The sequence below is a fragment of the Sulfurovum sp. genome (assembly GCA_026990595.1).
Lineage (GTDB): Bacteria > Campylobacterota > Campylobacteria > Campylobacterales > Sulfurovaceae > Sulfurovum.
Genome location: JALXCZ010000044.1, coordinates 1 through 26,821, shown reverse-complemented (window position 1 = coordinate 26,821; position 26,821 = coordinate 1). Strand labels below are relative to the sequence as shown.

Here is a 26,821-nt window from a genome sequence, read left to right as displayed (position 1 = left end):
TAAAGTGGGCAAAAGGTTATAAGGAGAAGTATGAATTATGCGTATTTAAGACAAATGCCGGACAATCACAATATGTCTGAACAGCAGCGTAATATCCTCTCATTTTCATTGGCTCAAAATCTGGAAATAGATAAGGAAGTGATAGAGTATTCTAGTAAAAACCACCTTATAGAAGAGAGAAAAAAGTTTGAAGAGTTCATGCATTCTTTAGAAGAGGGGAGTAGCCTTGTTGTTGATACTCTTTCTGTTTTGAGTGATCGTGCTGAAGAGTTGATCAAAATCATAAACTGTATGTTGAGTCGGAAAATTGATCTGTATATTGCCAGTGCGAAGAGACGGATCAATAAGGAGACAACAGTTGTAGAGATATTCCCTTTACTCAATGATCTTCGAGAAGCACAAAAAGCAAAATCAAATCAGATTGGTCGTCCGAAAGGAAGCCGATCTTCCTCAAAGTTTGATGAGTATCAGCCGCAGATCATCGCTTTACTTAAAGGAGGGATGAATGTCAGTGCCATTGCAAGAGAATTAAAGGTCAGCAGGAGTTCTTTGAAAGATTATATCGAGTCAAGAGGGATAAAAGAATTGGTTGAAGGATCTTGGATGGAGATCAATCAACCTCAGGATATTTCAGGCGTGGACAATACGATATTGGTATGTCCATTTGAACAAGAGAAACAACAACAAGAAAGGATATCATAAAATGGAAGCAATTGTGAATGAAGAGACAAAATCCAAAAAGAACCAAGCAAAAGAGTATTTAAAGGGGTGGGTACCTTATCGTATTAAACGTTATTGGGCATATGTAGCGGCGACGATCGTAGCACTTGTAATGCCCTGGATCACTATTGGGGGGAATCACCTTTTTCTACTTAGTTTTGACCATAAAAAACTACACTTGGCAGGTGTGGCATTTGATATGCAGGAACTGTATTTGATGCCGTTTTTGCTTATGTTGCTTTTTCTGGGTATTTTTGCTGTAACAGCAGTAGGTGGTAGAGCATGGTGTGGATGGGCCTGTCCTCAAACGATTTTCCGAGTCATCTACAGAGATGGAATAGAAACAAAACTGCTTGGCTTGAGAAAGCGTATTAAAAACAAGCAAAAAGATCCGGACATGAGTAAACCTGAAAATCAGGTGAAAAAAGTGATCGCGATTCTGCTCTGGTCGATTCTGGCGTTTATTGCTGCTGCAGACTTTCTTTGGTTCTTTGTGCCGCCGGAAGATTTTTTCAAGTATTTGCAAAATCCAAGTGAACACATGATGCTATTTGGAATGCTGATCGGTATTGCTCTCTTTATTATTGTTGATGTTATCTTTATTAAAGAGGATTTTTGTGTTTATATTTGTCCCTACAGCCGTGTACAGTCAGTACTGTATGATGATGATACGATCATGGCGATCTACGATCCTAATCGTGGAGGAGAGATCTACCAGGGGCATGGACATGACAGACACAAAGAGTATAGTAAAACAAAAGAGCTGCTTGCTGCGGATCCTACAGCAGAGTGTACGACCTGTGAGAGTTGTGTAACGGTCTGTCCTACGCACATCGACATCCGTAAAGGATTACAGCTTGAGTGTATTAACTGTCTGGAGTGTGTTGATGCCTGTACGACAGTTATGGGTGCCTTAGGTAAACCTTCACTGGTAAAATGGTCAAGTGAGAATGAGACAATCTATCAAAAAGGTAAAACAAATTATTTCAGACCTAAAGTGATTGCGTACTTTACAGTATTGGCAATTGTACTTGTTGCACTGTTTGTTATGGGAAGCAAAAAAGAACATATGCTGTTGAATGTCAATAAAACAACGAGACTTTATAAAGTACTTGATCATGGTAGGGTAGAGAATGATTACCTTTTCCTTTTTGCCAATACAGACAGCAAAAAACATACCTATTACTTTGAGATAGAAGGAGATTTGAAAAATAAAATCAAGATCATTAGACCTAAAGAGCCTTTTTCTATTGCCCCGGGCAAAAAACGTAAAAAAGTGGTTGTGCTTAGAACCAAAGAACGCTTAGCGAATAATGCAAGAAAAGATACACCGATCCCTGTAACGATCAAGGCATTTGCAACGGATGACAAAGAGAAAATTGCAGTAGAAAGACACACTGTATTTGTCTATCCTCGTTCAGATCTCCTTAAAAAGTAAGGAGTGATAATGTCAAAAATTTTAGTATTAGGTGGTGGATTTGCGGGTGTTGAAGCGGCAATTTACCTCAGAAAACAGGAACTTGATGTAACACTGGTAAGTGAGAGGGATTATTTTTATATCTATCCTACCTCAATCTGGATACCGACAGGAGAGGTAACCAAAGAGGATGTTTCTGTACCTCTTGACAAGATCGCTTTTAAGCATGGATTTAAGCTGATCATTGATCCGGTAGTCTCTTTTGAAGCAAAAGAAAAAAGGGTAACACTTGAAAGTGGTCGGGTATTAGATGATTATGCATATATTGTTGTTGCACTTGGACAGGACAAGATGAAACATAAAGGGATGGAGCACACACTTTCTATTTGCGGGAAACCTGAAGAGGCAGAAGAACTTTACAAACGTTTGGATGCCCTTGTTCTTAAAGATAGTGGGAAGATCGCTATGGGTTTTGGCGGAAACCCAAAAGACAGTTCTGCTGTCCGTGGAGGTCCTGCTTTTGAAGTGCTTTTCAATGTCCATAATTTTCTAAAGAACAAAGGTATCAGAGAAAATTTTGAATTGACTTTCTTTGCACCTATGGAAAAACCTGGACAGAAAATGGGTGACAAAGCATTGGTGATGATGGACAAGATGTTCGGAATGACCAATATCAAGAAAAAAGTCGGTACAAAAATTACAGAATTTATAGAAGATGGCATCCTCTTTGAGGATGGGGAGAAGATAGTATCTGATCTCACCATGTTCATCTCTGCAGGAACGGGACATAGTATTTTAGCAGAGTCTGGATTGCCATTGAGTGCAGCAGGCTTTGTTGTGACCAATAAATACAATGAGATAGAGGGATTTGAAGGTATTTATGCTATTGGTGATTCTGCTTCACTTATGGGTCCGGAGTGGAGAGCCAAACAAGGACATGTGGCTGAGGTTATGGCTAAAAATACAGCCTACAATATAGCGATGAAGATCCAGAATATTGATTCAAAATACAGCTATGAAGAGCATCTCAATATTTTGTGTGTCATGGATACTGGTAATGGAGCAGCTTTTGTTTACAGAGACAATAAAGGGGGCAAAATGATCCCTATGCCGATCATAGGACACTGGATGAAAAAAGGGTGGGGATGGTACTGCCGTAATTCCAAACTGGGAAAGATCCCAAGAATCCCTGGAATGTGAGACACGTTAAGAAATCGACACCTGCGTGTCGATTTTAGTGTCGAAACCGGAGCGGTCATAGCGAAGCGGAGCCGCGGAGGCTGGAACTACTTTAGTCTAACGACATCTGCGTGTCTTTTGTAGCGTCGAAACCGAAGCGGTCGTAACGAAGTGAAGCCGCGGAGGCTGTGCGTTAAGAAAACGCTATAACCTAAAATACAATTTTACGATACAAAGGAAAATAAGAAAAATGAAACAAATCACAGTCATGGAAAAATATCCAGTATTTACCATTGAAATAGCAAAAAATGAGACAACCTATAACAATGTAGATGAAATTATCACATATTTGAAAACTCAGATAGAAGCACATCCTGTAGCAGTGGTTATTGGTGTTTTTGATCATTATGCCCATACGTCGGGTCTTAAAGTCGGAGAAATTTCAGAGAATATTAAAGATGCTAAAAATCTTATTTGTTGTTTTGGGAAAGTATTGCCTAAGCCGGAAGTGCTTGGGGTAAGACCACGTTCTTTTGGTATTGCTGAAATGCACAAGAGTTTTGTCATAAGCTTTTTGGAAGCACCAAATCCGGATGCCAATGCAGCCATGGAAAAATGGGTAAAAGCAATCGCAAATAAATAAATCTCTTTTCCTTTTTTACTTCTTTCTATACAAAGAAGTGGGAAAGAAGTTCTCCCTGGTATGATATAGTAGTTATACCACTTTCCCAAACAAAACTAAATTTATATGTTACGATAAGAAACAGAAGCCTTTAAATAATACGTTACAACGGCAGTTGAGATAATGTTTAAACAGATACAAATCAATGGAAATGGCTTAATTAAGACTAAATTTATCCGAATTAAGTCATAATGCTCCTATCAAAACAATTTAAAGGATATTAAATGGCAACAGTAACATTTAAAAATGACATCGTATGTAACCTTGGCGGTACAGAAATCAACGTAGGTGATACAGCACCGGTAGTCACAGTAGTAAACTGTGATCCAATGCTTCAAGACGAACAAGTAGGGGGAGAAGGTAAAGTGCAACTTGTAGTTGCAGTTCCTTCACTGGACACTGGTGTATGTGATGCAGAGACTAGAAGATTCAACCAAGAAGCAGCGTCACTAGACGGTGTAGAAGTGATCACTGTATCTATGGATCTTCCATTTGCAGCGGCTAGATGGTGTGGAGCAGCTGGAATCGAAAATTTAAAAGTATGTTCTGACTTCAGAAATAAAGAGTTTGCAAATGCTTACGGTGTACTTCTTGCAGACGGTCCTTTGGCGGGTGTAACTGCCAGAGTTATCTTTGTTGTAGGAAAAGACGGAAAAATCACTTATAAGCAAGTTGTTCCTGAAATTACACAAGAGCCTGACTATGAAGAAGCTATCGCAGCAGCTAAAGCAGCACTTTAATTTTTTTCAAAACCCTTCCGGGTTTTGAACTTTCTCCCATTTTTTCTCCCATTTTATTTATCTTTATTTCGAATTTCGTTACAATCACTTATGTTTTTAAGCCACAGAATTATTTTCTATTTTCTATTTTTCTTTTTACTGGCTTTATCCAGCTGTGGAAAAGATCCGGAAGTCCAAGGAAACCGCTATACTCTGGATGAATGTAAAAAAGAGCTTTTGGATGCTGAGGATTATATAGAAGGCGAGAGTATCGATCTGATCATCGTTGAAAAAAAAGAACGTAAAATGTATCTTTATAAAAATAACAAAGTACAAAGTACGATCCCTGTTTCTTTAGGAAAAAATCCTGTAGGAACGAAGGAACAAAAAGGGGATTATAAAACTCCGGAGGGTACTTTTTGGATACAGAGAAAGTTATGCTCTCCCAAATATTATCGTTCGCTTTGCATCTCTTACCCTCGTCCTGAAGATGTGAAAAAAGCACAAGCCAAAGGAGTGAATCCAGGAGGTGATATTACTATTCATGCACAACCTGTATGGAATGCGGACGGGAAAGGAGACACTTATACTCTTTCCCATAACTGGACGGAAGGTTGTGTTGCCGTGACAAACACTGCTATGAGACAATTATGGTATGCGGTACGAGAAGGTGTACCGATCATTATTCGCTAAGGAGACAGTATTAGATACACGCAAAAACAGATCGATAAATTCAATCGTCAGAAATATATAACAGAATTGGAAAAGATAAGTAAAAATCTTTTTCGAATGTTCCGGGATGAGCAGGCATGTTCTCAAAGTTTTATGGTAAAATTTGAACAGCTGAAAAAAAAGTTTGATGAAAAAGCGGAAGTGCAGTTGGATTCAGAATATCATCAGCAACTTAAATCGTATATTGAAAGAATCTATCAACAAACTTGTTTGTCTGAAGATTTTAATGATAAAGTTTTTAGTGACATGCGAGAGGCTGAAATGAGTAATCTCAACCGTTTGCAGAAGCTAAAAAACGGTACATCGTACAAAAAAGATAAACACAGATCCAGACATCAAAATGAAGACTGGGGTTAAATATAAATGACAGGAGAAAAAATGAAAGTAATATTAGGATTTTTAGCAGCGGTAACAGTTTTTTTTATTGGAGGGTGCGGAGAGCCTACAGCCTATGGTAAAGTAGATAAAACACCTTATGCGACAAAAGAGTGCCGTAAGCAGTTGGCTTCAGGTTCTGAAATTATCAAAAGTCAAAAAATAGACAAGATCGTTGTCTATAAAAAGAAAAGAAGACTCTATACCTATCGTAATGGAAAAGTGGTGGATGAATTTCGTATCTCTTTGGGAAAAAATGGAGATAAAGGAAATAAGATCAGTGCCGGAGATTATAGAACACCGGAAGGGAGTTATTGTATTGTAAGAAAAAAATGTGATCCCAGACTCTATAGATCTTTAATGATCTCTTATCCGAATGCTGCAGATAAGGCAAGAGCAAGAGCGCATGGGGCAACACCGGGAGGATATATTACGATACATGGGCAACCAAAATGGAATGCAGACGGACATGGAGACAATTATACGCTTTCACATGACTGGACAGAAGGGTGTATGGCAGTGCCAAATCGAGCAATGGACAGACTTTGGGTAGCAGTAGAGAACGGTGTACCGATTACAATTAATTCATAATTATTAAAAAATTTAGCTTAGTTTGATAAAGGTTATATTATCATATTGAATAATATTGGATTTTGAAGGAGAAAGTAATGAAGAAAACAGTGGTGATGTTATGGGTTTTTTTATCAACTGCACTGCTTATAGCAGGGGGGAATATAAGCCCCAATCTATCGGCAGTTGCAGATATCCCTAACAAGATATGTAAAGCAAACAAAATATATATAGAAAAAGATGCTCAGCTTATGTGGCAGGATCAAGCGTATACCGATGCGGAAGATGGTGCCTATAAGCGTCACCATTCAGTCGCCAAAGCGGGAACCTGGAATCATGCAATGAACTATTGCCGTAGATTGAATTATGCAGGATATACAGACTGGAGACTTCCTACAGCAGACGAACTTATGCATGTGCATAGAAAAACAGGACAGGTCTTTACCTATTACAGAGGGAATGATTTCTGGTCATCAACGCCTACTACCGAAAATAGATATTATGTGGTCTTCCCTGCAGATGCCTATCAATATAAAAGAGTTAAAAAAGAGACAAATTATATCAGATGTGTACGTTGTATACGTGAATCGGAAAAAAGAAGTGGCTCAAGACTCGGAACTGTGGCCGGAGAAAAAGAAGTCTCTACCTTTAGAAGCAGATAGTGATTGTTTTAGAGGAGCTTGATCTCCTCCACCAAAGTAATATCAAACTTTTGCAATACTTTTTCTTTAGCTAGATCAATAAGATATTTGGCATCTTCAAATGATCCATTTCCCAAATTGACTAAAAAATTGGCATGGATATTACTCCATGCCATATTCCCTTTTTTAAATCCCTTAAGTCCTACAGCCTCTATAAGTCTACCTGCTGCATCTTTTTGAGGGTTTTTAAATGCAGAACCGGCACTTGGATCATGGGGCTGATTTGCGCGTAAATCAAGAAGGGAATCAAGTAGCTTTTGGCTAAATCCTTCTTGTGTTTCAAATCTTGCAGCTGTTGCTGTGCCTCCAAGATGTGCAAACCTGTACCCATGTGCAATCTCTTCTTTGGCAATCCATTTCCCATTGATTTCAATACTGTGCAGGATATTGAAGATTTCATACTCTTTTACACCTGCATTCATTGCCAGCATACCGCCTAGTGTACCGGGAAGCTTGGAGCAAAACTCAAATCCTGTGATATTGTGTTTTTTTGCATAGGAGACAATACGTCCTGTTGGCATAGCTGCACCAATTTCCAGTATATTTTCGTTTTGTATGATATATGCAAAATCTTTGCTGAGCATCATAAGAGGTGGAGGGGTAGGTGATACCAAAAGGTTGTTTGCACCACCGATGAGATATCTATCGTTGGGGATAGCATCCCCCTTTTCTATCATCAGAACTTCGGTAGGTTGTCCTACTTTGATGCTGGAGTATTTGGAGAAGTCGATGGTTTTAAAAAACATTTAGCTGTTCCGTAAAGCTTCATACTCTTTGGGAATGAGGTAGTCTTCAGTTGTCATAGGACAGTCCCACATTCCATGTTCAAAACCGATCTGATAAAGTTTGTTTAAGGCTTTGAGTTGCAGATTACTCAGCTCTACGGATTCATCTGAAGCATACATATCTAAGTATTTTGTCAGCATCTCATCAGAGATGCGTACAAGGTTTTCGTCTTCCAGTTTTTTACACAGTTCCTCTTTTTTATCATTGGCGACTTTGACACCATCTATGAGGATATTCTCTATGTCAATCGCACGGTTAAGTGGCAGGCTTCGACGTATCGCCATGCCGCCAAGAGGCAGAGGTAGGCCCTCGCCTGCAAGTTCCACCCAGATGTCCCATACCTCTTTTTCTACTTCCAAGCTCTCATCAAAATCTAGTATAGATTCATGTATGAGTACCCCTGCATCTACTTTTCCAGAGACTACTGCTTTTTCTATCTCAAGGAAATCCATATAGACTGGACGAGCTTCAGGGTAGTAGAGTCTAAAGAGCATGGCATTGGTCGTGTATTTACCGGAGAGTGCTACTTTAAAGTTGCGTTTTAACTTTTTGTCTTTACGGCGAATGAGCTTAGGTCCATACCCCTCACCAAAACTCACTGCGGTACGAAGCAGGGCATATTCATCTTTTATCAGCGGGTACATTCCAAAGCTAATGGCACTTACATCATAGGTACCCTTAAGGGCTTCAACATTTAGCGTTTCAATATCTAGTCCGACATTCGTAAACTCATAATCTTTGGTATCTACCCAGCCAAATTTGATAGCAAAGTACATAAAAATATCATCAGCATCTGGAGAGTGGGCAAGTTCGATTGGGTTTGGCATAGGTTTACCTTGTTTTTATAGTAGATGTATTTTATCATAAGGGTGCAAAAAGGTAAATTATCGAAAAAATATGACAATTTGACATATTTTTGTCTTTTTTTTCAAATTTGTATTAAACTGCCAACATGACTAAGTAACTAATGATTATTTAGATAAAATTCAACAGATAAAGGTGAAGGATATGACTATGGCAATGGATGCAAACAAACAAAAAGCACTGGATATGGCAATCAAACAGATAGATAAGACGTTTGGTAAGGGTACGCTTATGAGACTTGGTGATAAAGCATTTGAACCGATAGAGTCTATCTCTACAGGTTCACTTGGGCTAGATATGGCTCTAGGGATTGGTGGTATTCCTCAAGGGCGTATTATTGAGATTTATGGACCAGAGTCGTCTGGTAAGACAACTTTAGCGCTACAAACCATCGCTTCTGCTCAGAAAAAAGAGATGGTGTGTGCTTTTATAGATGCAGAGCATGCACTTGATGTAGTTTATGCTAAGAACTTAGGTGTTGATACAGATAATCTGTTGGTATCTCAGCCAGACTTCGGTGAGCAAGCTCTTGATGTACTTGAAACATTGGCGCGTTCAGGAGCTGTTGACCTGATAGTTGTGGATTCCGTTGCTGCATTGACACCTAAAACAGAGATAGAAGGAGATATGGGAGATACACATGTTGGGCTTCAAGCCAGACTTATGTCACAGGCACTTCGTAAACTTACAGCTATTTTGCATAAGACGAACACCACAGTCATTTTCATTAACCAAATTCGTATGAAGATTGGGACGATGGGATACGGCTCTCCAGAGACAACTACTGGCGGTAATGCATTGAAGTTTTACTGTTCTGTAAGAATTGATGTAAGACGTATCGCAACACTTAAACAAGGAGAATCTAGCATAGGTAACCGTGTCAAAGCCAAGGTGGTGAAAAACAAAGTTGCACCTCCATTTAGACAGGCAGAGTTTGATATTATGTTTGGAGAGGGGATCTCATATATTGGGGAGCTTATAGACTATGGTATTAAGATGGACATTGTCGATAAATCTGGTGCGTGGTTCTCTTATGGGGCTGAAAAACTTGGACAGGGTAAAGAGAATGCAAAACTTACTATTAAAGAGAATCCTGAGATGATGGCAGAGATAGATAAGAAAGTAAAAGAGGCACTTGGTTTTGGTGCAGGACTGACTGTAGATGAAAGTGAGATGCAAGAGTAAAACCTTAAAGTGTAAAGTGATGCTTCACACTTTAAGGTAAAATTTCCTATACTGTCATAAATCAATTAAAGGATTTATGATGGCATTTAAAATGAAAGAACTCATGGCATTGAGCCAAGAGAGTAAATCAACAATACTTTTTTACATCAAAGAAGGGCTTTTGCCTGAGCCTCAAAAACCCAAACCCAACGTACACCTCTATGACGCATCTTGTGTGCAGATACTTAAATTTATCAAATATTTACAACATAATTTTTCTTACTCTCTTGCAGAGATAAAAACGATTTTTCAGGATAACAACTTTGATTTTGATGGTTCATTCGAGATGATGGTACGCTCTTTGGAGCTTATCTCCGGAGGACGTGATAACCAGTGGTATAGTAAAAAAGCATTTTTAGCCCTCTTGCATATAGATGAAAAAAAGTTAAAGGTTTACCAAGAAAAAGGTTACCTGTTTGAGCGTGCAAAAGGATTTTCTTCCAAAGAAGTAGAGATAGGAGAAATACTGTTACGTACAGAAGCTTTGGGATTGGACATCTCTTTGCTGGATGCTTATGTGACAGATGCTAAAGTATTGGCGCAAAAAGAGAATGAAGTGGGTGCAAAACTCCTTAAAGATGATGAAGAGTCTCACAATGCGAGATACGAACTACTTTTTGATCTAGTTTTAACGCTCAAACCTTACATCTTCAATATGCACACCGTGCAAACTCATCAAAATATTATCAAAAAGGATGCGTAGTGAAACAGCTTTTCAAAATAGCCGGATTTATTCCCTACATATTTATTATTTTTCTAAACGCTATGACCGATCTTGGGCACAAGATCATTCTTCAAAATACAATCTTTAAAGCCTATGAAGGGTCTGAACTTATTGTGCTGACTGCTATTGTCAACGCATTGATCCTTTTGCCTTTTATTTTTCTTTTTTCTCCTGCCGGATTTCTCTCAGATAAATTCCCTAAAACAAAAGTGATCGAGTATGCATCGTTTGCAGCGATTGGTATTACAACATTGATACTTTTTACCTATTATATGGGATGGTTCTGGATGGCATTTATTTTGACATTTATTTTAGCGGCACAAAGTGCCATTTATTCTCCGGCTAAATATGGACTTATTAAAGAGATGACAGGTAATGAAAAACTGGCTGAAGCCAATGCGTTGGTGCAGGCAGTGACTATTGTCTCCATTCTGGCAGGTGCAGTGATCTACTCTATGGTTTTTGAGTATTTGCTACAGGATGCCACAATGCTCCCTTCAGAGATATTAACCTATATTGCTCCAGTGGGGTATTTGCTTATAGGTGCAAGTATTATCGAGTATCTTTCTGCAAAAAAATTAGCAAAAGAGTTTCAATCTGTTGAGTTGGATAAGGAGATGATCTTTGAGCCTAAAGAATATAGGAATCTGCACTATCTTAAGAATAATTTAAATGTTATAAAAAAGAATGATGCGGTATGGTTGAGTATTATTGGATTAAGTATATTTTGGGGAATATCCCAAGTGGTTGTTGCGATCTTTGGAGATTATCTCAAAGGGAATCTTGGGATCACTGATACCGTTATAGCCCAAGGATTGCTTTCTCTTTCTGGTGTAGGTATTGTACTTGGGTCACTTTTTGCTGGACGTGTGAGCAGGAATTACATAGAGACAGGGATCATCCCCCTAGGTGCATTGGGTATTGCCGTCACACTTTATCTTATCCCAACTCTCAGCCATCTTTGGGCTTTGGGCAGTGTACTGTTTCTCTTTGGTTTTTTTGCTGGATTGTTCATCGTGCCGCTTAATGCGATGATACAGTTTGCTACCCCCTCAAAGATATTGGGTAAAGTACTTGCCGGCAACAATTTTATGCAAAATCTCTCGATGTTCCTCTTTTTGACAGTGACAGCAATCTTTGGCTATTTCGACCTCTCCAGCAGGGCTTTATTCTATTTGATAGCAGTGGTGGCACTACTGGGAATGGGGTATACACTCGTTAAACTGCCTCAATCGTTGGTACGTTATCTGGTCAAGATGATCATTGGGTTGAAGTATCGTCTGTATGTAGAAGGGCTTAAAAACATAGAATCCAATAAAGGGGTACTTCTTTTAGGGAACCATATCTCGTTTTTAGACTGGGCGATTTTGCAAATGGCATACCCTGAACAGATTCGTTTTGTGATGGAGAGAAGTTATTATGAGAAGTGGTATGTTAGACCGTTCTTAGATTTCTTTGGAGTGATCCCTATCTCAAGCAGAGGGAGCAAAGGAGCTCTGGTCAAAGTGACAGAAGCACTCAATCGTGGGGAGACAGTGGCACTGTTTCCGGAGGGTCATCTTTCAAGAAATGGACATTTAGGAACGTTCCAAAGAGGATTTGAGATAGCCACCAAAGAGGTAGAAGATGCGATCATTATTCCTTTTTACCTAAGAGGACTGTGGGAAGACAACTTCTCTTATGCTTCTAAAAAAATGAAACGCAACACGACCAGAGAGATCTCTGTGAACTTTGGAGAAGCATTGGATATTCATACCAATGCCAGTGAGGTAAAGAAAGCAGTGTTTGATCTCTCTGTTGCAAGCTGGAAACAGTATGCTGAGACATTGCCTTGTGTGCAAAAAGCATGGATAGATGCTGCCAAGGAGACCGGCGGTAAACTCTGTATAGCTGATTCAACAGGTGTGGAAGTCAGTGGAGAGAAATTTGCTGCAGGAACACTGATGATCGCTCGGATACTTAAAGCAAAAGTGAGAGGAAGTCAAAATATCGGCTTGCTACTGCCTACATCAGTAGGGGGGTCGATGGGGAATATGGCACTGCTTACACTGGGTAAAACGATCGTGAACCTAAACTACTCCAGTGGAACAGAGAGTCTGTTGCATGCCTTAAAGATTGCCAACATTACAAAAGTGGTGGCTTCCAGACAGTTTGTCACAAAACTCAAAGCTAAAGGATTTGATATGGCTGCGGTACTTCAGGATGTAGAGGTGATCTACCTTGAAGAGATGAAAAAACATATGAGTAAAGCAGGCAGTGCATGGATGTTTTTACTTGTTAAATTTCTCCCTTCTTCATTATTGAGTCTTTTGTTTATTCAAAAAAGTGCTTTGGATAATACGGCTGCGATTCTCTTCTCCAGTGGAAGCGAAGGTACTCCAAAAGGTATAGAGCTGAGCCACCGGAATATGATGGGTAACATTAAGCAGATCACTACACTGCTCAATCCGACAGATGAAGATGTGATGTTGGGAACACTGCCTATTTTCCATTCATTTGGATTGACAGTAACAACACTTCTTCCCTTGATTGAGAGTATTCCTGTAGCTTGTCACCCAGACCCTACCGATGGCTTTGGCATAGGAAAAATGGCAGCAAAGTATGAAGGAACCATGCTTTTTGCCACTGCTACTTTCTTTAGGCTTTACACAAGAAACCGTAAGTTGCATCCTTTGATGTTCAAGAGCCTGCGTATGGTGGTGGCGGGTGCAGAGAAACTGCCAAATGAAATACGAGAAGCGTTCAAAAATAAATTTGGACGGAATATTTATGAAGGCTATGGTGCTACAGAGACCACACCGGTGGCTTCGGTCAACATACCTGATGTACTTATGCAGGACAGTTGGAAGGTACAAATTGGCAATAAAGCAGGTACTGTAGGACTTCCTCTTCCCGGAAGCAGTTTCAAGATCGTTGATCCTGAATGTTTTGAGGAGCTGCCTACAGGTGAAGAGGGGATGATCCTTATCGGTGGTACACAGATCATGAAAGGCTACATCGGTGACCCCCAAAAGACTGCCTCTGTCATCAAAGAACTCGACGGCATACGCTGGTATGTAACAGGTGATAAAGGACGCTTAGATGAAGATGGTTTCCTCACCATTGTTGACCGTTACAGCCGCTTTGCCAAAGTAGCCGGAGAGATGGTTAGCTTAGGGCTTGTAGAGAGCGAAATATCCAAGATACTTGGGGAAAATGACCAGATAGCTGTTGCTGCATTGCCTGATGAGAAGAAGGGTGAAAAACTGGTGTTGTTGCTTGAGGGAGAACTGGAGACGGAAACGCTTAAAGAGCAAATAAAAACTTTGGAGATGAATCCTCTGTTTGTGCCGAGTGAATATTATAAAGTAGAAGAACTCCCTAAACTTGGTACGGGGAAGGCAGATTTTAAAGGGGCTAAAAAAGTTGCTTTGGAATTGAGTATTAACGATTAAATAAAGGATGCACTATGAACACAGAAGCACTATTCTTCATCATCTTGGTCTTTTGGGTCTTTGTTTTGCAGAGCAAAATCAAACATCTTGAGAAGCTGGTTTATGGACTTACATCGCGTAAAGATAAAAAACAAACAGAGGTTTTTAAAGAAGTAGTCCAAGAGCCCATGTCTAGCGTAGAGGAAGTAGAAAAACCTATTATGAACGAGACTGTTGAGGTGCAAGATGTTGTAGAGGAAGTCTCAAAGGTAGAAATCTTTAAGCAGAAACACCGAGAACCTAGAGTCCCGCAACAGGTGGCAGAACCGTCTGTTATAACGGCATGGCTCACGAACTACTTTACAGGAGGAAATCTCCTTGTGCGCATCGGTGGGGTAGTACTCTTCATTGGGTTGGCATTTTTGGTGAAGTATGCAGCGGAGCATAGTGTCATCAGTATGGAAATGCGACTTTGGACGATAGCATTTGTGGCGGTGGTACTCATGGGGATTGGATGGCGGCTTCGGGAGAGGGAAGGGGCGTATGGGCAAGTGCTTCAAGGGCTTGGTGTGGCGATGCTTTACCTTGTCATCTATGGGGCATCCAAATTTTATGGACTGCTAGCCCTTGAGACTGCCTTTGCACTTATGTTACTGGTGGTCATCATCGCTTCGCTCTTGGCGGTGTTAGAAGATGCCTTACCTCTGGCATTGTTTGCCTCAGCAGGTGGTTTTTTGGTACCCATCTTGACATCTAGTGGTGACGGCTCTCATGTGATGCTGTTCTCTTACTATGTGTTCTTGAATCTTGGTATTTTCATTGTGGCTTGGTACCGTTCTTGGCGTGTGTTAAATCTGCTAGGGTTTGTCTTTACCTTTGTCATCGCTACGGCATGGGGTGTGCTGCGTTACCGCTCTGGAATGTTTGAGAGTACAGAACCGTTTTTACTCATCTTCTTTGCGATGTACTTAGTCATCTCGATACTTTTTACCCTCAAGCACCCTTACGAGCCTAAAAACTTAGTCGATGGCACTTTGGTCTTTGGTCTGCCTGTGGTTACCTTTCCTTTACAACTTAGTTTGGTGCAACATTTTGCTTATGGCGAAGCTTATAGTGCCGTGGCATTGGGTATGCTGTATGCTCTCTTGTATTGGATACTCAAAAACAAAGAGCGTACAGGGCTTTTGGCACAGTCATTTTTAGCTTTGTCTGTGGTATTTTTTACTATCGCTGTTCCGTACATCTTCGATGGAGATGTGAGTGCTGCCTTATGGTCGCTGGAGAGTGCCGCCATCATCTGGGTATCGCTCAAACAAAACAAGGTGATAGCACGCTATTTTGGTATCTTCTTATTGCTGGTTTCTGTGGTGGTGTATCCTGAAAGTGTAAGTTATGGTGGCATTAGCATGGTGGAGTATTTGGGCTTCCTCATTGTCATTACAAGTACGATGACTGTTGCATGGCTGTTAGATACGCACAGAGAGATATTGCATCGTTTTACGCACTATTTTATCTACCTCTTTTTACTACTCTCTTTGATATTATGGTTTACGGCTACCCCTTCTCAGTTAGCGTATTTTGGCGATGATGCTTATGTGTTTAGTCTCATAGTCGCTGCACTCATTTGTGTTGCTGTAGTACAAGCCATTAAATGGAGACTTCTTTCTATGAACTTACAGGGCTTTTTGCCTTTAGGTGCATTTCTATTTTATGCTTCTAAAGATGTAGGGGATTATCTTGACACTGTCCACCCTTTTCTGTCGTATGGTCTGTGGGCATTTGTTGGTTTGATTGGGGTGCAGTATCTGTTGCTTTCTCTTTACGACAAGCTTTGGCGTTATGCAAAAGTCTTGCATGTCTTGACCCTGTGGTTTATGGTGAGTGTGCTTACTTTTGAAGTGCATTACCATATGGCATTGGCTCAGGTAGGGCAGAGTATGATGTTGATTTCTTGGGGCATAGTAACACTGCTTTTTGCTATGGGTATCTTACTGTTTTCCAAGTATCTGGGCAAACATAAACAAGCCTATCAAAACATTGGTTTGGCTGGGCTGTTTGTATGCCTTGCATTGTGGGAAATACGTGCATTTGGGGTACCCTCAGACTTTAGAGGCATAGACTATTTCCCTCTTCTAAACCCCATAGACTTTATGCAACTGTCTGTACTTGGAACGATGGTTTACGGGGTACGTAAACAGAGTGAAATATGGGCTAAGTCAAGCATATTACAGATGTATAGTGGCATAACGGTGTTGGAATGGGTACTCCTTACGGTTATTTTTGCAAGATATGTACATGCTTTACAAGGGATAGCTTATACATCTACTGCCTTATGGCAAAGTAGCTACTTTCAAACGGGTATCTCCATTTTGTGGAGTGTAGTGGCGATTGTGGCTATGGTGTTTTCAAAAGTGTACAAACAACGTACATTGTGGTTAGGTGGATTTGGGCTGCTTATCTTGGTAGTACTCAAACTCTTCTTTGTGGAGCTTGCACATTCAGGGACGATAGAGAGGATTATCTCTTTCATTGTGGTAGGAACACTGCTCTTGCTGATAGGGTATTTTGTTCCTATGCCTCCCAATGAAGAGAAAATAAATAATTAAAAAGAAAAAGAGGATTCATGCAAACCATAGACATACATACCCATCCTTTCCTATACCATGTACTCACTTTATTAAATAGTTATGACCTCTCTTATAAAAAGCGTTTTAGACTTGGCAAAGAGAAGAACCCATATGACCGTTACAGCAAGGTGATCTTGGAATATTTTGAAGGGACAAATCCTATCTATACGAATTATCAGAAGATTTTGGATAAAATATAGCAAATATATAATCAAATAAGGAAAAAGATGATTTTTATCGATGAGATCGTAGCGACAGAAGTGATGGACAGTAGAGGGAACCCCACTGTAAAAGTAACGGTAAGTTTAAGTGACGGTACGGTAGAAAATGCCATTGTTCCTAGTGGTGCGAGTACAGGGAAACGAGAAGCTTTAGAATTGCGTGACGGCGGTGACCGTTATATGGGCAAGGGTGTGCTTCAGGCATGCGAGAATGTGAACGGATCTATTTATGATACTTTGGTAGGACTCAGTCCGTTTAATCAGGCAGAGATAGACCTTGCCATGAAAGAACTTGACGGTACGAACAATTACGGCAATCTTGGTGCCAATGCGGTACTTGGTGTTTCTATGGCAGTAGCACGTGCAGCTGCAGCCAGTATGAAGATGCCTCTGTATCGTTATCTTGGTGGAGCCAATGCTGTGGTGATGCCGATACCGATGTTGAACATCATCAATGGAGGGGAGCATGCAAATAACTCTGTGGATTTTCAAGAGTATATGGTCATGCCGATAGGTTTTGACAGATTCTCTGAAGGGCTAAGAGCTGTTTCTGAAGTCTATCATCATCTCAAGAAGATCATCGATGAAATGGGTGAAAGTACGGCTGTGGGTGATGAGGGTGGATTTGCCCCAAACCTGAAGTCAAATGAAGAGCCTATCCAAATTATTCTGCAAGCCATTGAAAAAGCAGGGTATAAACCCGGCGAGCAGATCGCTATTGCGCTTGATGTGGCAGCAAGTGAGATTATGAATGATGCCGGAAACTATGTATTGAAATCAGAAGATAGAGAACTTACAAGTTCTGAGCTTATTGCTTATTATGCAGATATGTGTGAAAAGTATCCTATCGTTTCTCTTGAAGACGGGCTGGGTGAAGATGACTGGGAAGGATGGAAAGAGCTGACTGAGGTTCTTGGAGATAAAATACAGCTTGTAGGGGATGATATTTTTGTCACCAATGTTGCTATTTTGACAGAGGGTATTGAGAAAGAAGTTGCCAATTCTATTTTGATCAAACCAAACCAGATCGGTACCGTAAGTGAAACGATGCAGACAGTAAGACTGGCACAAAGAAATGGTTATACCTGTGTGATGTCCCACCGTTCAGGAGAGAGTGAAGATACGTTCATTGCAGATTTTGCAGTAGCTCTCAATACTGGAGAGATCAAAACCGGATCAACCGCAAGATCTGACAGGATTGCCAAATATAACAGACTGCTTGAAATTGAAGCAGAGCTAGGACAGTTCGAGTATCTAGGTAGCTCACTTTTTACTAAATAAGGGTATGATTTGTCAGGTGTACAAAAAGTAGAGGAAATTGCCGGACTGTCGATCAAGACACTTTTGATCACAGCGATCGGTATTTTGCTTTTTGGTATCTATCTTGGTGTTTTGATCTATGGAGAGAACTCACTAACTGTTTTGAATCAGTTAAAAGAGAAAAAACAAGGATTAATTCAAGAAGAGAGAATTTTGAAAACAGAAAATCAAAGGCTTCAAAAAGAATTTTTTGAATTAAAACAGTTAGAACCAAAGGAGTAATAGTATGAAAAAATATTTATGGGCAGCAGTAATATTTGTATTGGTAGGTGCGAATGCATCGGATAATCCATTTGATCTGGGAGAAAATTTAAAAAAGATAGATCAGGATCAGGACAGTCTTCTTTCGGAATTAAAGAAAATGACCCAGAAAAAAGAGCAGGAAGAAGAAAAAGCAGAAGCGGCAGAGGATGCTGCCATGCCAAAAGAAACTGGGAAAGAAGCAAATAGCCCAGAGAAAAATACAGCAGCACAGGAAAATAGTGACAGCGCAAATAATGAGGGCAATAACAGTAAACAAACAGTTTCTCAGCAAAAAACAGCCGAACTGACTGCAGAAGAAGAGAGAATTAAAAAAGTTAAAGCAGAACAGGAAAAAATAGAACAGGCAAGGGCTGAACATGAGAAGCTTAAAAAAGCAGAAGAAGCAAAAATAGCACAAGAAAAAGCAGAGGAAGAACAAAAACGTCTGGAAGAAGAAAAGCGTGAGGTTAAAGCCTATGAAGCCCAAAGACTTGCTAAAAAGAGAGAAGAGGCTCAAAAAGGAGCTGAAATGAAAGTGCAAGAGGATAATATTTCACAAAAAGAAGAACAAAAAGCTGTCCAAACCAATCTTCCTCAAGAGAGCACAGTGAAAGAAGAAGTTTCCCCAAAAGAATCTGAAGTTGCAGCAGAGGGAACAGATATCAATATTACACGTGAAAAAGCCCAAGCAACACAAAAAGCCCAAGAAGAGTATCTAAATGCTGTAAAAGAGATGGATGAGGAGGATTAGCCCTCTTCTCTTTTTGTCTGTAAAATCTTGATCATCACCATAGAGATCAATATTTCAAAAATACTTGCCAAAATGAGTTGATAGTAGCTCAAAATATCCAATAGTTTTGTTTCATATCCGATCGTGGCAACAGCTACAAGCAGTGTCAGCGGCATAGAGAGAGAAAGTGCTATCAGAAGTGCATCTCTGGAGCCGCTGATGTGTTTTAGCACAATCGCAGCCAATATTCTGGAAAGCATCATTAAAAAAGTGATCAGTAGTGCTCCTGAGACCACGCCCTCTACCATAAGTGATCTCAGGTCAAATGAACTTCCTACATGTATGAAAAACAGGGGAACCAGAAATCCAAACCCCAGACTTGACATCTTCTCTTCCAGTTTTTTCTCATGATGGAAAAATGCAGAGATCGCCATACCGGCAATAAATGCACCCAGTGCCAGTTCAAGTTCCAAAGAGAGCATGACGGCGATTAGAATAAAAAAGAGTGCCATAGATAAACGAACATCCTGATCGGAGATATTGAATTTGGGAACAAGAGTATGTTTGAGTTCAGGGAACCACCAGAAAAGAAGATGCAAAAATCTGTAAAGCAGATATACTGAAGCAATAAAAAGAACGAGATATCCTATTTTTATGATCAGTGCGATACTGAAGCCGGTTGTACTGGCTGCATCAAATACTGTCAGTGCTGTAATACTGAGGATCTCCCCTAATATCCCGGCAATAAAAGCCACACGTATCCATGTTTGCTCTTTGCCATATGTTTTAGAGAGGGAAGCGAGCAATCCTATGGAAATAAGCGGCATAGAAATAACGGTGATGGTATTGAGACGAAACAAGATACCTGAAGAAATAGAGAAAAAAACCATAAGGGACAAAAAGAGCATAGATCTTTGAATCATTACTTTGGAGCTTTTTGTGATCTGTTTTAGATCTACTTCCATACCGGCAAGAAACATAAGATAGAGAAAACCTACTTCTGCAATAAGATCAAAATATTCATTGTGTCCGATCAGACCTGTGTAGGCAAAAAGAGAACCTAAAATAATTTCCACGGGTGGGATAGGTATCCGGATGAGCTTTGCTACAAAGGGACTTCCCCATATTAACAAAGAGAGGGTCAGTATGAGGGAAATGTTAGTGTGTATCACAATTTACAGCAACCTCATAGCCTAAATTTTCCAACATATGCCTGTCTTTGTTGGGTGCAAGCCCCTTTGTAGTCAGGTAGTTTCCTATGACGATAGCATTTGCACCGGCTTCAAACATTTTTTCCTCTTTCCCCGTAAAGAGAAGCTCTCTGCCTCCGGCAACCATGAGAAGCGTATCTTCTCCCAGCATGGAACGTGCTTTTGAAATGATCTGTAGAGATTCTTCAAGTGCTATATTGCGGGTTTTTATAGGCAATGCAGGGTTGGGGTGGTAAAAATTCAGCGGTGTGGATTCCGGAGAGAGTGAGACAATGGCAGAGAGAAGTTCCTCTCTGTCTTCAAGGGTTTCTCCCATGCCGAAAATACCACCGCTGCAGAGTGCCAGTCCTGTGGATTTAACATTTTCACAAGTCTCGTAGCGTTCCTGCCATGTATGGGTCTGACAGATCTGGGCATAATACCGTGCAGAAGTTTCTAAATTATGATTATAGCTGTCTATTCCATGTGCTTTGAGGTAACGTAGCTGCTCTTTTGTTGCCGTACCGTTACAGGCAATAAGATTCAGATCTTCGATTTCAGCTTTTATCGCTTGTGCAGCACGGGCAACAAAATCTACTTTTTTATCATCCAGACCTTTTCCTGCAGTCACCAGACAATACCCCAAAGCACCATTGGCTTTAGCCATCTTTGCCTCTGTAACGATCTGAGAGATGTCTTTGTAGTTGTAGCGTTGTATATCTGCATGATACCGTACACTTTGTGTGCAGAATTTACAGTCTTCCTGGCATGTACCGCTTAATATATTATTGATAGCACATAAAAATATCTCTTTACGATTGGGCATACAGTGTCTCGCTATATTGAATTTTGGTTCTAATTATAGCTAAAGCGTATTATATTTGGGTCTGAATAATCTAGACATTCACAATGGGCTTTCCTAATGTAAGATTGTGCAAGAGATTTACAACACCTGGCTATAGCCAAGACGAAGTAATTATTTATCTAACTCTATTAATTTTATGATACAATCATACATTATAATAGGATACTTTGGGGGAGGAGTAACGTTGTGAACCAATGAAAAAGTTAATGATCATATTCTTCCTCATTCATACGGTTTTTGCACAGGCGATCAATGATAAAATGGTCATAAGTGCACAGAAAGAGAGTTCTGATGCTGCTAGATCCCTCTATGAACTGGAGAAATTCTTTCAGGAAAATCCTGCGGCAAAAAAGTTACAGAGAGAAGAGCATCTGGAATTGGGTATGGAATTACTTGATGAATATGTGCTTACGGTGATCAAACCTATTCAAACAGTTTCGTTAAAAAACCAGTTAAAACTATTGCTTCAGACAAAATATCCGGATGCTTTCATTGTACAGGAAAGAAAGAAAAAAAATACCAAAGCCATACATCCTGTGAAGTCTTTGGTAAAAAAGAAAACAGAGCCTGTGGTGTTAAAAAAGAGTAGCTTGGAGATAAACAAACGTATAGTTCAAAAAACCTCCTTGATCAAAGGGCTTCCAAACGAGTGGCTGGCACTGATCGTACTTGCCTTGGCAGGACTTCTTTTGGTCTATCGCAGTACACGGCAGATTAACAAGATCAAGAAATTACAAAAAAAGCTTGAAAAATATCAGGAAAAAGTAGAAATACAAATGGATCATATAGGAGAACAGTATGAATAGAATATTCCATTATATGGCATGGATGATCTTTTTTTCAGCCCTTTTGCTGGCAGGGTCCTCATCAAATTTTATTGCTTTGACAGCAAGCGAATCCAACAGCACTATACATAAAGCATTGGATAAATATAATTTACTTATAGCGCAGGATCAAACATTGTCGAAACTGGAGCGTAAGGAAGATTTTCGTGCAAATATCCTAGGGACAGATAACAAATATATATTGAAAGTGGGTCCTTTTGCCAATAGCGATACATTGACGCTAGTGTATCTAAAAAGTAGAGATGTTTTTCCTCAAGCTTTTATTTTAGAAAATACAACACCAAAAAAAGTTTTTGTGCCTAAAACAAAATACGTAGAAAAGAAAGTCTATATTGAAAAAGAAGATCCGACATTGTGGACTGCTTTATTTGGGCTGGCGATCATTGGTATTTTGGCACTTTTCCTCTCCTCCGATCAGATCAAGCACATTAAAAAAAGACATGCAAAAATGCAGGAAAAGCAAGAAGAGACAGAGAAAAGACAGAACTTCATTCTCTCAAAGATGGGAGAAAAGATCCAAGATGCAGTCATAGAGAACCTTAAAAATGAAACAAAGATACTTGAGACACCTGTAAAAAACAAGGAACTTGTTGAGATAAAAGGCAAGATAGAAAATATCAAAAAACATGATGATGATCTGCTTAATACTACGTATGAAATGATCGATTTTCTTAAAATAAAATCAGGAAATATCATTATTCATCATGAGCCGTTTCAGCTAAGTATGCTGCTACACAAACTAACGAATGCCATATCGGGACTACTGCAAAAGAATAATAATACTTTTTATTATAATGTCAAAACAAATGTGACACGATATTTGGTAGGAGATTCTCTTCGTATTTTTCAAGTATTGCATAATGTACTTTCCAACTCTTTAGATGATGAAGAGAGTACAAACGGTAAAATAATGCTAACCATAAAGGTTGATGAGAAAGAAAAAGAACTGCTTTTTAATATATTGAATGAGAACCAGTTTCTGGATCAGGATGAGATAGATTCACTTTTTGTCCCAAGCAGCTGGGAGGATCTTCAAAAAACAAATAAAGATCTCGGATTCTTTGTCACCAACGAACTTGTTTCCCAAATGGATGGAGAATTTTTGATTGAAAGCAGTCTAAAAAATGGTACAACCTATACGTTGAAACTGCCCTACATCAAAGATCCTGAGGCAAGAAGCAATAAAGAAAGACTCAGAGAGATACTGGAAGGAAAAAATGTTCATATTATTGATGATGACACATTGAATATGGAAACCTTAAAATATATTTTGGAATCTTTTGATGTAAAAGTTGAAAGAGAACTGACCTCTCACTTTAGACAACATAAACCGAAAAATGCAGATTGGGATATTGTAGTACTGAATTCAAAAGATATCACACCTATGCATTTGGAATTTTTTCAGCAGATGCGTCACACAAAAGGATTGAAAGTGATTCTTATGCATGAGATCTTTGAGTCAGAGGATCTGGCGGATATTGCTCTTCAGATCACAGATGCAGAGATTTACAGCCCTGTCATACCCGGAGACGTTGAAGAGGTACTGTTCCAGCTTTTCCTGGTACCCAAAGAGACCGATGTTGCAACAGAAGAGACAAGCCCCGTGCCTTATGAGCATAATCAAAAAACGATCAAGATCACCGAAGCGCCGGAAGTTTCTAGGGAGGAATTCCATAAATTTGCAGGCAGGAATATTTTGATCGCAGAAGATAATTTTGTAAATCAAAAAGTAATGAGCAGTATACTGAGTGCTTCCAATATGCATGTATATAAAGCAGAAAATGGTCTTCAGGTATTGGACATACTCAAAGAACATGATATTGATCTGATCATGATGGATATGAGTATGCCGGTCATGGACGGTTTTGCGGCAACAAGAAAAATAAAAGAGGATCCAGAGCTAAAAGACATACCTATCATAGCGGTAACAGGATTGGGCTTTAACCATGAAATAGAACGTATGGGTCAGGCAGGCGTGGATGCCTGTATCGTAAAACCTTTTAAAATAGGGCAACTTTATACAGCTATGGACAGATATCTGATACAGGAAGAGATAGATTCAAATATAAAAGAGAATCATGTTGTTGAGAGATATATGCCAAACAAAGAGGTACTGGATGTACAGCAGGGTATTATGAATGCACATAATGAAGTATTTTACCGAGAGATACTTGAAGAGGTAAAAACGTTACTGGAAAATTCCAATGAGCATTTTCTTTCAATGATCTCCAAAAGAAAATTTACAGAGTTGCAGGTATTTTCCCGTGATACCCTAAGCTTGGTAGAAACTGTCGGAGCAGTGCGTTTAACAAAGATATTTAAAGAGATCCTGGTCTTTTTGGCAAACAAGAAGGGTATCTCTTTGGAAGAGTATATCCCTATCTATAAAAAGGAGTGGAGCAGGCTTAGAAGAGAGATGGAGCTCTACCTTAAGAGCTGACCTCTTCTTTGTGCTTGCATTTAAAACATTCATAGACTTCTTTGCCTCTTAATGTTTTTATGCCCATAGTGTATCCGCATTCTGGGCATTTTTTATCGACAGGTTCAAAGTTGGCTATGAATTTACATTTAGGATAGTTGGTGCAACCGAAGAATTTTCCTCTGCGTCCTTCTCTCTCCTGAAGTTTTCCCCCACACTCCGGACAAGGCACATTAATTTCTTTTGCCGGCTCAAGAGATTTTGCATTTTTGCATTTAGGGTAAGCAGAACATGCAAGGAATTTCCCTCTTTTGGAATTTTTTATGACCATCATGGAACCACATTTTTCACATTTTTCATCTGTCTCTTCCGGACCTTCTACTTCCGTACCATCCGTATTTTTGGTATATTTGCATTTAGGGAAATTCGAACAGGCGATGAATTCACCGTAACGTCCTTTACGCAAAAGAAGTTCCGAACCACATTTTGGGCAGTTCTCTCCGGTAGGAATAGCTACTTTAAGACTTTTAATATTTTTTTTACCTTCTTCTATTTTTTGCATAAATGGGGTATAAAATGCTTTGAGTATGGTCTGCCAGTCTGTTTTTCCCTCAGCAACCTTGTCCAGTGTCTCTTCCATATTTGCGGTAAACCCACTGTCAACGATTTCCGGAAAATGTTTTTCCAGCATCTCAATCACAGTAAAGGCTATTTCTGTGGGATGGATACGTTTTTTCTCTAGCTCAATGTATTTACGTGTCTGCAAAATAGTTACGGTAGGGGCATAGGTACTCGGACGTCCGATACCTAGAGATTCCAGCTTTTTGATGAGACTGGCTTCATTGTAGCGTGCAGGAGGCTCTGTAAAGTGCTGCTCAGGTTTGATGTCATCCAGACTCACTGATTGTCCTTTGGTAAGGTCAGGCAAGAGCTTGTCTTTATCCCCGTGTCCTGTGACTTTGTAAAAACCATCAAAGAGAAGTTTTCTGCCAGAGGCTTTAAAGGTACATTTGTCTCCTTTAAAAAGAATGCTTTGCGACTCAAGTTCTGCTTCAGTCATTTGGCAGGCCAAGAAACGGTTATAGATAAGTCTGTAAAGTTTCAGTTCATCTACAGAGAGGTAATCTGCAGCCTTTTTGGCGTCAAACTCAACCATAGTAGGGCGGATAGCCTCATGGGCTTCCTGCGCTCCTTTTGACTTAGTCACATAATTTTTTGCCTTGCTTGGAAGATATTTATCTCCATAGGTAGCTTTGATGTACTCTCTGGCAGCTTCTACAGCTTCTTTGGCAAGGTTCATCGAGTCGGTTCTCATATAGGTGATCACACCCATCGTCCCCTTGTCTGTCTTGACTCCTTCATAAAGCTTTTGAGCTACCATCATGGTTTTTTTGGGAGAAAATCCTAACTGTGTAGATGCTGCCTGTTGCAGCGTAGAGGTCATAAATGGTGGTGGCGTTTTTGTCTTACGTTTTGTTTTGTCGATAGAAGCTACCACAAAAGACTCAGACTTCGCAGAGGTGACTATCTCTGTTGCATCTGATTGGGTTTTGATAGTGAGTTTTTCTATTTTAAGTCCATTATAGTCGTAGATACTTGCATCTATGTTTTTTTCAAAAAGTGCATCTATAGTCCAGTATTCTTCAGGTTTAAATGCTTTGATCTCACGTTCTTTGTCCACAACGAGTTTGAGTGTAGAACTCTGTACTCTTCCGGCACTAAGTCCCTTTTGTATCTTGCTGGCAAGCAGGGGAGAGAGTTTATACCCGACTATTCTGTCAAGCAGACGTCTCGTCTGCTGTGCATCCACGGAGTCCATGTCTATCTTGCGTGGTGTTTCAAGTGCATGCTGTATGGCTGAATTGGTGATCTCATGAAAGACGATACGCGGAAGTTCTGTAGGTTCTTTACCTATAGCTTTGGCGATGTGGTACCCTATGGCTTCCCCCTCACGATCCTCATCGGTCGCGATATAGACTGTCTCTGCGGCTTTGGCAAGTTTTTTTAACTCTTTGACGGTAGGGTTGGCATCTCTGGGAATGGAGTATTTAGGAACCAGATCCCCGGTTTCATCATCTATCGTGATACCAAAAGTACTTTTTGGAAGGTCGCGTATGTGCCCTTTGGAGGCGATGACTTTGTAATCTTTGCCTAAGAAGTTGGTGATGGTGCGTGCTTTTGCCGGTGATTCGACTATGATCAGATTTTTCATGAATGACTTTCTTTTATATATAGAAATTTTTGGCATTGTAGCA

The 26,821-nt window shown here is 39.9% G+C and carries 24 protein-coding genes; 19 read left to right on the top strand and 5 right to left on the bottom strand.

Going from position 1 to position 26,821, the window contains the following annotated elements; all coding sequences use genetic code 11:
• Nucleotides 1-30 precede the first annotated feature (30 nt).
• The 9 genes from MVE01_RS08325 (at nt 31) to MVE01_RS08285 (ending at nt 7,056) form a co-directional block, all read left to right on the top strand.
• Entirely contained in the window at nt 31-702 is a 672-nt protein-coding gene (locus MVE01_RS08325; protein WP_472561721.1) for a recombinase family protein, read from the top strand.
• Nucleotide 703: 1 nt separating this feature from the next.
• Nucleotides 704-2,158, top strand: a complete 1,455-nt coding sequence (ccoG, locus tag MVE01_RS08320; RefSeq protein WP_472561720.1) for a cytochrome c oxidase accessory protein CcoG — start codon at nt 704-706, stop codon at nt 2,156-2,158.
• 9 nt (nt 2,159-2,167) lie between these two features.
• Complete coding sequence (locus MVE01_RS08315; protein WP_472561719.1) at nt 2,168-3,337, top strand: NAD(P)/FAD-dependent oxidoreductase; 1,170 nt, start codon at nt 2,168-2,170, stop codon at nt 3,335-3,337.
• A gap of 229 nt (nt 3,338-3,566) precedes the next feature.
• Nucleotides 3,567-3,959, top strand: a complete 393-nt coding sequence (locus tag MVE01_RS08310) for a DUF6858 family protein (protein ID WP_472561718.1) — start codon at nt 3,567-3,569, stop codon at nt 3,957-3,959.
• A gap of 263 nt (nt 3,960-4,222) precedes the next feature.
• Nucleotides 4,223-4,738 (top strand): thiol peroxidase, encoded by a 516-nt coding sequence (gene tpx / locus MVE01_RS08305; RefSeq protein WP_472561717.1) that lies wholly within the window; start codon nt 4,223-4,225, stop codon nt 4,736-4,738.
• 90 nt (nt 4,739-4,828) lie between these two features.
• Nucleotides 4,829-5,410, top strand: a complete 582-nt coding sequence (locus MVE01_RS08300; RefSeq protein WP_472561716.1) for a L,D-transpeptidase family protein — start codon at nt 4,829-4,831, stop codon at nt 5,408-5,410.
• A gap of 96 nt (nt 5,411-5,506) precedes the next feature.
• Complete coding sequence (locus MVE01_RS08295; RefSeq protein ID WP_472561715.1) at nt 5,507-5,806, top strand: hypothetical protein; 300 nt, start codon at nt 5,507-5,509, stop codon at nt 5,804-5,806.
• A gap of 21 nt (nt 5,807-5,827) precedes the next feature.
• Nucleotides 5,828-6,415 (top strand): L,D-transpeptidase family protein, encoded by a 588-nt coding sequence (locus MVE01_RS08290; RefSeq protein ID WP_472561714.1) that lies wholly within the window; start codon nt 5,828-5,830, stop codon nt 6,413-6,415.
• 77 nt (nt 6,416-6,492) lie between these two features.
• Nucleotides 6,493-7,056, top strand: coding sequence for an Lcl C-terminal domain-containing protein (locus MVE01_RS08285; RefSeq protein ID WP_472561713.1), 564 nt, complete (start codon nt 6,493-6,495; stop codon nt 7,054-7,056).
• An 8-nt stretch (nt 7,057-7,064) separates the two neighbouring features.
• Here the strand turns inward: MVE01_RS08285 and MVE01_RS08280 are convergent, their stop codons facing one another.
• Both MVE01_RS08280 and MVE01_RS08275 read right to left on the bottom strand, forming a co-directional pair.
• Nucleotides 7,065-7,841, bottom strand: a complete 777-nt coding sequence (locus MVE01_RS08280; protein WP_472561712.1) for a UDP-N-acetylmuramate dehydrogenase — start codon at nt 7,839-7,841, stop codon at nt 7,065-7,067.
• Nucleotides 7,842-8,708: a menaquinone biosynthesis family protein gene (locus MVE01_RS08275; RefSeq protein ID WP_472561711.1), complete on the bottom strand. Its 867-nt coding sequence runs from the start codon at nt 8,706-8,708 to the stop codon at nt 7,842-7,844.
• Between the two features lie 187 nt (nt 8,709-8,895).
• Between MVE01_RS08275 and recA the strand changes: the two genes are divergently transcribed.
• The 8 genes from recA to MVE01_RS08235 all read left to right on the top strand — a co-directional run bounded on the left by recA (nt 8,896) and on the right by MVE01_RS08235 (nt 19,268).
• Nucleotides 8,896-9,930, top strand: coding sequence for a recombinase RecA (recA, locus tag MVE01_RS08270; RefSeq protein ID WP_472561710.1), 1,035 nt, complete (start codon nt 8,896-8,898; stop codon nt 9,928-9,930).
• Between the two features lie 79 nt (nt 9,931-10,009).
• Nucleotides 10,010-10,672 carry a MerR family transcriptional regulator gene (locus MVE01_RS08265; protein WP_472561709.1) on the top strand — a complete coding sequence of 221 codons (663 nt, stop codon included), beginning with the start codon at nt 10,010-10,012 and terminating at the stop codon, nt 10,670-10,672.
• Nucleotides 10,672-14,127: an acyl-[ACP]--phospholipid O-acyltransferase gene (locus tag MVE01_RS08260; protein WP_472561708.1), complete on the top strand. Its 3,456-nt coding sequence runs from the start codon at nt 10,672-10,674 to the stop codon at nt 14,125-14,127. Before MVE01_RS08265 ends, MVE01_RS08260 begins: the two co-directional genes overlap by 1 nt.
• 14 nt (nt 14,128-14,141) lie before the next feature.
• On the top strand, nt 14,142-16,712 hold the full coding sequence (locus tag MVE01_RS08255; protein ID WP_472561707.1) for a DUF2339 domain-containing protein: 2,571 nt from the start codon (nt 14,142-14,144) through the stop codon (nt 16,710-16,712).
• A gap of 17 nt (nt 16,713-16,729) precedes the next feature.
• Entirely contained in the window at nt 16,730-16,933 is a 204-nt protein-coding gene (locus MVE01_RS08250) for a hypothetical protein (RefSeq protein ID WP_472561706.1), read from the top strand.
• A 27-nt stretch (nt 16,934-16,960) separates the two neighbouring features.
• The gene (gene eno / locus MVE01_RS08245; protein WP_472561705.1) at nt 16,961-18,235 is read left to right on the top strand and encodes a phosphopyruvate hydratase; all 1,275 of its coding nucleotides are present in this window, start codon (nt 16,961-16,963) and stop codon (nt 18,233-18,235) included.
• A 9-nt stretch (nt 18,236-18,244) separates the two neighbouring features.
• The gene (locus tag MVE01_RS08240) at nt 18,245-18,496 is read left to right on the top strand and encodes a hypothetical protein (protein WP_472561704.1); all 252 of its coding nucleotides are present in this window, start codon (nt 18,245-18,247) and stop codon (nt 18,494-18,496) included.
• A gap of 4 nt (nt 18,497-18,500) precedes the next feature.
• A complete protein-coding gene (locus MVE01_RS08235) occupies nt 18,501-19,268 on the top strand; it encodes a hypothetical protein (RefSeq protein WP_472561703.1) in 768 nt (255 codons plus the stop codon).
• Here the strand turns inward: MVE01_RS08235 and MVE01_RS08230 are convergent.
• Both MVE01_RS08230 and MVE01_RS08225 read right to left on the bottom strand, forming a co-directional pair.
• A complete protein-coding gene (locus tag MVE01_RS08230; RefSeq protein WP_472561702.1) occupies nt 19,265-20,419 on the bottom strand; it encodes a cation:proton antiporter in 1,155 nt (384 codons plus the stop codon). The genes MVE01_RS08235 and MVE01_RS08230 overlap by 4 nt on opposite strands.
• A complete protein-coding gene (locus MVE01_RS08225) occupies nt 20,406-21,263 on the bottom strand; it encodes a biotin synthase (protein WP_472561701.1) in 858 nt (285 codons plus the stop codon). The genes MVE01_RS08230 and MVE01_RS08225 overlap by 14 nt, the downstream gene beginning before the upstream one ends.
• A gap of 245 nt (nt 21,264-21,508) precedes the next feature.
• Here MVE01_RS08225 and MVE01_RS08220 point away from each other — a divergent pair, with 245 nt between their 5' ends.
• Both MVE01_RS08220 and MVE01_RS08215 read left to right on the top strand, forming a co-directional pair.
• On the top strand, nt 21,509-22,108 hold the full coding sequence (locus MVE01_RS08220; RefSeq protein ID WP_472561700.1) for a hypothetical protein: 600 nt from the start codon (nt 21,509-21,511) through the stop codon (nt 22,106-22,108).
• The gene (locus MVE01_RS08215; RefSeq protein WP_472561699.1) at nt 22,101-24,587 is read left to right on the top strand and encodes a response regulator; all 2,487 of its coding nucleotides are present in this window, start codon (nt 22,101-22,103) and stop codon (nt 24,585-24,587) included. Before MVE01_RS08220 ends, MVE01_RS08215 begins: the two co-directional genes overlap by 8 nt.
• Here the strand turns inward: MVE01_RS08215 and topA are convergent.
• Nucleotides 24,577-26,778, bottom strand: coding sequence for a type I DNA topoisomerase (topA, locus tag MVE01_RS08210; protein ID WP_472561738.1), 2,202 nt, complete (start codon nt 26,776-26,778; stop codon nt 24,577-24,579). The two genes, MVE01_RS08215 and topA, sit on opposite strands and share 11 nt — an antisense overlap.
• Nucleotides 26,779-26,821: the final 43 nt, after the last annotated feature.